Origin of the sequence: Euzebya rosea (genome assembly GCF_003073135.1) — a bacterium.
GTDB classification, from domain to species: domain Bacteria; phylum Actinomycetota; class Nitriliruptoria; order Euzebyales; family Euzebyaceae; genus Euzebya; species Euzebya rosea.
The window spans coordinates 127,549-135,688 of the sequence record NZ_PGDQ01000016.1 but is presented as its reverse complement, the minus strand read 5'-3'; the positions used below and the strand labels follow the sequence as shown (position 1 = coordinate 135,688).

The 8,140-nt window shown below is 70.9% G+C and carries 6 protein-coding genes; 5 read left to right on the top strand and 1 reads right to left on the bottom strand.

Annotated features, from left to right (window positions below):
- Positions 1 to 189: 189 nt before the first annotated feature.
- Together CUC05_RS19820 and fahA are read left to right on the top strand one after the other, a co-directional pair.
- Positions 190 to 1,152, top strand: coding sequence for a hypothetical protein (locus CUC05_RS19820; RefSeq protein ID WP_108667869.1), 963 nt, complete (start codon positions 190 to 192; stop codon positions 1,150 to 1,152).
- Positions 1,149 to 2,381, top strand: coding sequence for a fumarylacetoacetase (fahA, locus tag CUC05_RS19815; protein WP_108667868.1), 1,233 nt, complete (start codon positions 1,149 to 1,151; stop codon positions 2,379 to 2,381). Before CUC05_RS19820 ends, fahA begins: the two co-directional genes overlap by 4 nt.
- 18 nt (positions 2,382 to 2,399) lie before the next feature.
- On the opposite strand, the gene CUC05_RS19810 is transcribed toward fahA, so the two are convergent.
- Positions 2,400 to 2,816 (bottom strand): DUF6069 family protein, encoded by a 417-nt coding sequence (locus CUC05_RS19810; protein WP_108667867.1) that lies wholly within the window; start codon positions 2,814 to 2,816, stop codon positions 2,400 to 2,402.
- A 172-nt stretch (positions 2,817 to 2,988) separates the two neighbouring features.
- Here CUC05_RS19810 and CUC05_RS19805 point away from each other — a divergent pair, with 172 nt between their 5' ends.
- The 3 genes from CUC05_RS19805 to CUC05_RS19795 all read left to right on the top strand — a co-directional run bounded on the left by CUC05_RS19805 (position 2,989) and on the right by CUC05_RS19795 (position 7,935).
- Positions 2,989 to 5,226 carry an ATP-dependent helicase gene (locus CUC05_RS19805; protein WP_205712445.1) on the top strand — a complete coding sequence of 746 codons (2,238 nt, stop codon included), beginning with the start codon at positions 2,989 to 2,991 and terminating at the stop codon, positions 5,224 to 5,226.
- Between the two features lie 132 nt (positions 5,227 to 5,358).
- Entirely contained in the window at positions 5,359 to 6,546 is a 1,188-nt protein-coding gene (locus tag CUC05_RS19800; RefSeq protein WP_108667865.1) for an ROK family transcriptional regulator, read from the top strand.
- Between the two features lie 291 nt (positions 6,547 to 6,837).
- On the top strand, positions 6,838 to 7,935 hold the full coding sequence (locus tag CUC05_RS19795; RefSeq protein ID WP_157965797.1) for a hypothetical protein: 1,098 nt from the start codon (positions 6,838 to 6,840) through the stop codon (positions 7,933 to 7,935).
- The last annotated feature ends 205 nt before the right edge of the window (positions 7,936 to 8,140 follow it).

Genomic DNA, 8,140 nt, shown 5'->3' with positions numbered 1-8,140 from the left:
CGACTCCGCGACGAAGGAGCGACAGGAGGCCCGCGCTTCCACGTGGGGGTTCGAAAGGGGGCGGAGCCCCCTTGGGCAGGTATCGAGTGGGAGTAGGACCCGACTCCGCGATCGGCTGACGACGAATGCGGGTCGGCGTGGCGGTGGTCCTGCCACTCGACGGGGTCTGATCCGGTACCGTTCGCACCGATGGCTGAGCAGTTCCTGGACGCCCGACAGGCCGCGCTGAACGGCCTCTTCGACGATGCCGCGGTCTTCCCGCCGGCGAACCGCCCCATGGAGGACGCGCTTGCGAGCCACCGTGGCCACCAGGGCGGTGATCGCGGATGGCTGGTCAACCGGTTCCTCATCCGCGCCAGCCAGGCCGGCGAGCTGCCGGACCTGCTGGAGGACCCCGACCAGCTCCAGCTCGGCGTCGTCCTCGACCGCACCACCGGTGGGACCTTCGCGGAGTCCGTCGGGGCGGACCTCGCCAGCATCACCGGCCTCGCCCGGGACCGCCGGGTGCGGCTGACCGGACTCGAGCTGGCCCTCGACGGCGACGACGCCGAGAGCGAGGTCGCCGGCATCCTGGCGGCGCTCCAGGGCGCACGGTTCCCCGAGAACCTGACCCTGGCCATAGAGGTGCCGGTCGCCGGACGCTCTGCCGGTGAGGTGCTGCGCGGCATCAACGCCATCGCCGGCGCGCGCGCCCCGGGAGGCAAGTACGCCGACGGATTGATCGCCAAGGTGCGCTGCGGCGGAACGGTCGCCTCCGCCGTCCCGGCTGACCTCGAGGTTGCCGGCTTCATCCGCGCCTGCGCCAAGCAGCAGGTGCCGTTCAAGGCCACGGCCGGCCTGCACCACCCGTCCCGCACGACCAACGAGGACCACGGTGGCCTCGAGCACGGCTTCCTGAACCTGCTCGCCGCCGCGACGGCCGCCTTCGAGGGCGAACGCCTCGACGTCGTCGAGGACCACCTCGGCCGCGCTGGCGACCAGTTCAAGCTCGGCCCCGGCGCCATGATCGTCGGCGACGAGGTGGTGGAGGGCCAGACCCTCGCCGCCGTGCGCGCCCAGTTCTTCCGCGGCATCGGCTGCTGCGACATCCTCGACCCCATCACCGACCTCGCCCAGATGGGCGTCGTCACCGCTACCGGAGGCCTGTCATGAGCCGCTCCTGGGTGGCCGGCGCCGACGAGTCCGGCTACGGCCTGTCCCACCTGCCGTACGGCGTGGTCGTCGTCGATGGCCATCCCGTGCCGGCCGTCCGCATCGGTGACCACGCCCTGGACCTGCGTGCCTGTCACCGCGCGGGACTGCTGCCCGGGGTCGTCTGGGCCGAACACGTCGACCTCACGATGCTGATGATGGAGGGGGCAGAGGTGTGGGCGGGCGTTCGTGCAGCCGTCACCGACCTGCTGTCGGAGGGGGGTTCGCAGCACCCGCCGGACGGGGCGCTGATCCCGCTGGCCGACGTGGCGGCCCCGACGATGCCCTTCACCGTCGCCGACTACGTCGACTTCTACTCCTCCCTTCATCACGCCACGAACCTCGGACGCCTGTTCCGGCCCGACTCCGACCCGTTGCTGCCCAACTGGCGCCACCTCCCGGTGGGCTACCACGGCCGCGCCGGCACCGTGGTGGTCAGCGGCACGCCGATCCACCGTCCCGTCGGCCAGCAGCGGCCCCCCGAGCCGGGTGCCGCCCCGCCGGTGGGCCCCTCGGAACGCCTCGACATCGAGCTGGAGGTCGGCTTCGTCACCGGTGGCCTCGGGACGCCGCTGGGGACCCCCGTCCCCGCGTCGGCCGCAGGTGAGCACATCTTCGGCATCGTGCTGGTCAACGACTGGTCCGCACGCGACATCCAGGCGTGGGAGTACCAGCCGCTGGGACCGTTCCTGGGCAAGTCCTTCGCGACGTCGATCGGCCCGTGGATCACTCCGCTGGCAGCGCTCGACGCCGCCCGTGTGGCCTCGCCCGAGCAGGACCCGCCCGTCAGCGACTACCTGCGGGTCGAGGGGCGCTGGTCCTTCGACCTCTCCCTCGAGGTGGCCATCACCCCGGCCGGGACGACGACCGAGGAGGTCGTCAGCCGGGTGTCCTTCGCCGACATGTACTGGACGATGCCGCAGCAGCTGGCGCACGCGACCGTCAACGGCGCCACGATCCGGGCCGGCGACCTGTTCGCCTCCGGCACCGTGTCCGGCCCCGAACGCGGCACCGAGGGTTCGCTGATCGAGCTGACCATGGGCGGGCGCGAACCCATCACGATCGCCGGGGTCGACCGCACGTTCCTCCAGGACGGCGACACCGTGACCCTGCGCGGGTCGTGCGAGGGCGCCGACGGCCAGCGGATCACGCTGGCCGAGGTCACCGGGACGATCCTGCCGCCCGGGTAGGGGGCGGCGACGACGGGATCAGTCCTTCTGACCCCGTGCGGCCATGGTCGGGATCAGCACGATCGCCACGGCCGAGCACAGCGCCACGAGACCCCACTTGGCGCCGGTGGTCCCGTCTGTCGGGATGATGGCCAGGATCGCGGCGGCCAGCGCGCCGAAGGCGACCGCCATCCAGATCTTCCGACCCCTGTCCTTGCCGAGACCCTGCTCGAGCAGCATCACGGCGATCCAGCCGACCAGGCCGATCGCGAGGGCCGCCAGGGTGGTGGTCATCAGGCCGGGCGACATCGACAGGCCGAAGGGGCCGGTGAGGACGAGGTGCATCGTCGCGGCGACACCGGGGGCGAGCAGGACGCCGGCGAGGCGGTAGCCGATCGGCTTGGGCGTCGGGGGGACGATGTCTTCCTGGGTCTGAACGGGGATTGCGCCGGCCATGGGTGATCGTGTTCCTCGGGAGTGGGTGGCTCGGTGTGCGCCCCGCCGTGCGGGGCGTGACGACCGGGGATGCCCGCGCCGTCTTCGTCGACGTGGAGGGTATCGGATCGTGTCGGCCGGCCAGCATTCGGCCCCGGGCGGTGTCACGGGCACCCCGTACCATGACCTCACCGTGACGACTCCCAGCCTGCACCTCGACGGACTCAACCCACAGCAGAAGGACGCCGTGATGCACGACGGCGGTCCGCTGCTCGTCGTGGCCGGGGCCGGGTCGGGGAAGACCCGTGTCCTGACCCACCGCATCGCCCGCCTGATCGGCGACGGTGCGCACCCGCTGGAGATCCTCGCGATCACCTTCACCAACAAGGCCGCGGGTGAGATGAAGGACCGCGTCGGTCGCCTGGTCGGCGACGACCTGGTGGGGATCAGCCGCGACGAGCAGGGCCAGCCGACCAAGCGTCGCTGGGGTGGCATGTGGGTGCAGACGTTCCACTCCGCCTGTGCCCGCCTGCTGCGCACCGAGGCCCCTCGCCTGGGCTACGCCAAGCACTTCACGATCTACGACACCAGCGACTCCGGCCGGGTCGTCTCCCGGGTCATCAGCGACATTGGCCTGGACACCAAGAAGATCCCCGTCCGGGCCGCGCTGTCGGCGATCTCGGCGGCCAAGAACGAGCTGATCGACTTCGAGACCTACGCCTCGCAGGCCGAGGACTGGTGGACCACGCAGGTTGCCGAGGTCTACAAGGGCTACCAGGCCAGGCTCCACGCGGCCTCGGCCATGGACTTCGACGACCTGCTGGTCAAGACCGTGGAGATCTTCCAGCTGTTCGACGACACCCTGCAGCGCTACCAGCGGCAGTTCCAGCACGTCCTGGTCGACGAGTGGCAGGACACCAACCACGCCCAGTACAAGCTGGTGCAGATGCTGGCCGACCAGCACCGCAACATCACGGTCGTCGGCGACTCCGACCAGTCGATCTACGCCTTCCGCGGTGCGGACATCCGCAACCTGCTGGACTTCGAGAACGACTTCCCCGACGCGACGACGATCGTGCTGGACCGCAACTACCGGTCCACCCAGACCGTGCTCGACGCGGCAAACGCCGTCATCGCCAACAACTCCCAGCGGGTCGCCAAGGACCTGTGGACCGAGGCAGGCGCCGGCGACCGGATCATCCGCTACACCGCAGAGAACGAGCACGACGAGGCCGCGTTCGTCGCCGAGGAGATCCGCAAGCTGACCGCCGAGGGCACCTACCGCGGTGCCGACTGCGCGGTCTTCTACCGGACCAACGCCCAGTCCCGCGTGATGGAGGAGGTCATGCTGCGGGTCGGCCAGCCGTACCAGGTGATCGGCTCGACGCGCTTCTACGACCGCAAGGAGGTCAAGGACGCCCTGGCCTACCTGACCGTGCTGGTCAACCCCGGGGACGACGTCGCCGCGGGCCGCATCCTCAACGTCCCCCGGCGCGGGATCGGCAAGAAGACCCAGGAGGCGCTGACCGGCTACGCCGCGACCACCGGCACGACGCTGATCGAGGCCTGCCGCCAGGTGGGCGCCATCAACGGCGTGCCCACCCGCGCGGTCGGGGCCGTCGAGGGGTTCGTGGCGTTCCTCGACCGGATGCGCACCGCATGGATCGAGGAGGAGCTCACCCCACGGGCCCTGCTGGAGAAGGTGCTGGCGGAGTCCGGCTACATCGCCGAGCTCGAGGCCGAGCGCAGCCCCGAGGCCGAGGCACGGCTGGAGAACCTGGCCGAGCTCGAGGGCGTCGCCGAGGACCTGCTGTCGCTGACCCCCGACGCGACGCTGCCCGAGTTCCTCGAACGGGTGCAGCTGGTCAACGCCGAGGACGACCTGACCGACGAGTCGGCACGCGTGACGTTGATGACCCTGCACAACGCCAAGGGCCTGGAGTTCCCCGTCGTCTTCCTCGTCGGCCTCGAGGAGGGCGTCTTCCCCCACAGCCGAACCCTGTCGGAGCCCGACGAGATCGAGGAGGAGCGGCGGCTGGCCTACGTCGGCATGACCCGCGCGGAGAAGCGGCTGTACGTGACGTCGGCCTGGGCGCGGACGTTGTTCGGCGGGTCGCAGTCCAACCCGCCCAGCCGTTTCCTCGGCGAGATCCCCGCTGAGCTGGTCGAGGACCGCTCCACCGATCGGGGGGGACCGTCGCGTCGCGCCCTGTCCATGGCCGGGGTGAAGACGCAGTACCACCGCCGGGTCGAGGAGGACGACGACGGGCCCGAGTTCAAGGCAGGGGACTGGGTCATGCACACCCGGTTCGGCAAGGGCCGCATCGTGGAGATGACCGGCATGCCGGGTGAGGAGGAAGCCGTCATCGACTTCGCCGAGACCGGCGAGAAGCGCCTTGTCCTGGCCTACGCTCCGCTGATCCGCGCCTGACGTCCCTCGGCGCGTTCGCGTGTTGACATGGGCACGGTCGGAGGGTCGCGCGTTATGCTGGACAACCTCCTGACATCAGTCAACCAATGAACTAAGTCCGTCATGGACCGACCGGAAGTACGAGGGATCGCCATGGACGTGAACACGACGGTCAACACGGCCGGGGAGGTGCTCACGCTCATACGGGACGGTCGGGCACGGACCCGCGCGGAGCTCGTGCGCCTGACCGGTCTCTCGCGGGCAACGGTGTCCCAGCGGGTCGAGTCACTCCTCGGTGGCGGGTTCGTCTACGAGGCGGGTGAGGCTCCGAGCACCGGCGGTCGACCACCGCAGACGCTGGCGTTCAACAGCGAGGCCGGCGTGGTGCTCGTCGCCGATCTCGACGTCACCCGCGCACGCCTCGCGATCGCCGACCTGTCCGGGACGCTGCTGGCCGAGTCCACCGGTGAGATCGACATCGCCGCGGGCCCCGACACGGTGATCGCGTGGATGCTGGACGGGTTCGAGGACCTGCTGGGGAAAGCCGGGCGCGGATCTGCGGCGGTGCGCGGCATCGGCATCGGGTTGCCGGGGCCGGTCGAGTACTCCGCTGGTCGTGCCGTCAGCCCGCCGATCATGCCCGGGTGGGACGGTGTTGCGGTGCCGGCGCTGGTGCAGAAGGCCCATCCGGTGCCGGTCCTCGTGGACAACGACGTCAACATCATGGCGTTGGGCGAGTACTGGACCCACTGGCGGGACCGGGTGGACGACCTGCTGTTCGTCAAGGTCGGCACCGGCATCGGCAGCGGGCTGGTGATGCACGGCCGGATCTACCGCGGTCAGAACGGCGCGGCCGGTGACATGGGGCACATCCGTGTCCCGTCCCCCGGGACCGTCGTGTGCCGCTGCGGGAACGTGGGGTGCCTGGAGGCCGTCGCCAGCGGTGCGGCCCTGGCTGCGGAGCTCAGGCGGCAGGGTGTCGACGTCGAGGCTGTCGCCGACGTGGTGAGGGAGGCCACGGGCGGAAGCACGCAGGCCATCCGCATGATCAGGGAGGCGGGTCGGCAGATCGGCGAGGTCCTCGCCGGGGCCGTCAACCTGCTGAATCCGGGTGCCATCGTCGTCGGTGGTGAGGTCGCGCTGGCTGCTGCCGAACTCGTCGCGGGTGTCCGCGAGGCCGTGTACGAGCGTTCGACGGTCCTGGCCACCCACGACCTGCGCGTGCAGACGAGCGAGCTGAACGAACGTGCCGGCGTCACCGGTGCCGCCGTCATGATCATCGAGTCGATCCTCATGCCCGGGGCCGTGGACGAGGCGATCCGAGACCGCTCGCCGAGCTGAGGTCACGGTTCGGCGGCTCGAGCACCCGCAGAGTTCGGCGCCAGACGCAGCGTCTCCGTCGTCGAGGCGCTCGTGGCGACCCGAGTTGTGCACCTCGGCCGCTGCCTTGGCTCAACTGCGCACATCGCGCTGGTGCTGGAGCACTTCGACCGGGACGGCGGCTGACCTGCACAACTCGCCTTGGCACGGTCGGCCAGGTCAACACCGGGCGCCGGGGTGCTTGGGCAAGTTGTCCACGAGGCGGCCAGAAGCCGACGGCGGGCGGCTTGGGTTGGGGGCGAGGGTGGAGGCATGGACACCTCACGGACAGGAACCCTCGGTGACGGCCCCCCGGCCCGAGAGCCGGTGGACATGGCCCTCCTCGATCAGCTGGCCACGCGGCAGGCCGGCCACGTCGCCGTCTGGCAGGCCGTCGTGCTCGGCCTGCCACGGTCATCCGTCACCGAGCTCGTGGCCCGGAGGGGGTGGACACGGGCCCATCGGGGCGTCCTGCGCGTGCTGGGGGGCCGGTCCGACGACCTCGGTCGCGTGTGGGCGGCGCTCCTGTGCGTGGCGGGGATCGGTGGCCCCGAACGGGCTGCGTCCAGAATGCGAGAGGGAGGGGAGCAGGCCGATGCCCTCGCCCGGGCGGTGTCCGACGTCGCGGTGGTGACCGGCTTCTCGGCGGCGTGGCTGATGGGGGTCCGGGGACGTCCTCCCGCGGTTCCCCAGCTGCTGGTCGAGCGAGGGACCCAGGTCCGTGGCCGCCCTGTGCGGGTGGTCCGCAGCCGACGACCGGCTGGCGACGTTCGCTGGATCGACGGTGTCCCGTGCGCCGTCCCGCACCGGGTTCTGTGGGACATGGCGTGGATCGGTCGTCGTACCGATCGTGCGGTCGTGAACGTGGCCGACGCCGCCGTCGACCTGGACCGGACGCGGGTGCTGTCGATCGACGAGTTCCTCGGAGCCGTGGCCGATCCGCTTTCCTTCGGACTGCCCGTCCGGGTCCCCCGGGCAATGGTTCGGGCGGCCGACCGGGTACGGCCCGGGTTCTCCCACTCCGCGACCGAAGCCCGGGGTCGGGTGGTCATCCGACAGACCCTCGAGGAGTTCGGCCTGGAGACGACCTCACGGCCCTACCTCCTGCGGGACGAGACCGGGAGGATGGTCGCCGAGCTGGACGTGGCGGTCACGGAGCTGCAGTGGGGGCTGGAGATCGACGGTCCGCACCACGATGCGCCGTCGGTCGCCCGGCGTGACCGGGTGCGTGACGGTCGGGTCAGGCAGGTGGAGCGGTGGGACGTGACCAGGTATCACCACACCCTTGTCTCGCAGGAGACGACGTTCCGTCATCGCGTTCGACGCGACGCACTGGACCGGCTCGCCCGTCACGGCCGGCGGGCCGCGTAGTCGGACGTTGCCACGCCCCTGGGCCCCGGCCGCTGCACCCACGTTGTGCAGCTTCATCAGCCGATCGGCCGAGCTGCACATTCGCCGGGCCGACGCGTGCAGGTCGACCAGCCGGCCGGCCGTACTGCACAACTCGTGGGAGGCAGGCCGAACCGGGCCGAACCGCGCCGAACCCCGCCGAACCGGGCCGAACCGGGCCCCGACG

What these genes read in the sequence shown, in the direction of transcription:
- CUC05_RS19820 (WP_108667869.1), top strand. Translation starts at nt 190, where the DNA reads ATGGCTGAGCAGTTCCTGGACGCCCGACAGGCCGCGCTGAACGGCCTC.
- CUC05_RS19800 (WP_108667865.1), top strand. Translation starts at nt 5,359, where the DNA reads ATGGACGTGAACACGACGGTCAACACGGCCGGGGAGGTGCTCACGCTC.
- CUC05_RS19795 (WP_157965797.1), top strand. Translation starts at nt 6,838, where the DNA reads ATGGACACCTCACGGACAGGAACCCTCGGTGACGGCCCCCCGGCCCGA.
- CUC05_RS19810 (WP_108667867.1), bottom strand. Translation starts at nt 2,816, where the DNA reads ATGGCCGGCGCAATCCCCGTTCAGACCCAGGAAGACATCGTCCCCCCG.
- fahA (WP_108667868.1), top strand. Translation starts at nt 1,149, where the DNA reads ATGAGCCGCTCCTGGGTGGCCGGCGCCGACGAGTCCGGCTACGGCCTG.